Raw genomic sequence first — 231 nt, 5'->3', positions numbered from 1 at the left:
GTGTTGCTGATTCGCCAGTTCCGCATGCCTACGTTCGTCAACGATTACCCCGGCTACCTGATTGAAGCGGCAGCCGGTTTGCTCGACAACGCCAGCGCCGAAGAGCGCATCCGCCTGGAGGCCGAGGAAGAGACCGGCTATCGCGTGGGGCATGTGGAGAAAATCTACGCGGCGTTCATGAGCCCAGGATAGGTAACCGATCGGATTCACTTTTTTATCGGCGAATATCAG

At 57.1% G+C, this 231-nt stretch carries 1 protein-coding gene; it reads left to right on the top strand.

Translation table 11 applies throughout. The features are described 5' to 3' along the window. Positions 1 to 192: NUDIX hydrolase (locus tag AAEY75_RS17370; protein ID WP_502944471.1), on the top strand; the 192-nt coding region annotated here is incomplete at its 5' end. Between the last annotated feature and the right edge of the window lie 39 nt (positions 193 to 231).

Origin of the sequence: Psychrobacter sp. TB55-MNA-CIBAN-0194 (assembly GCF_040309505.1) — a bacterium.
Taxonomy (GTDB): domain Bacteria; phylum Pseudomonadota; class Gammaproteobacteria; order Pseudomonadales; family Moraxellaceae; genus Psychrobacter; species Psychrobacter fozii.
This window is presented reverse-complemented; position numbering and strand designations above follow the sequence as displayed.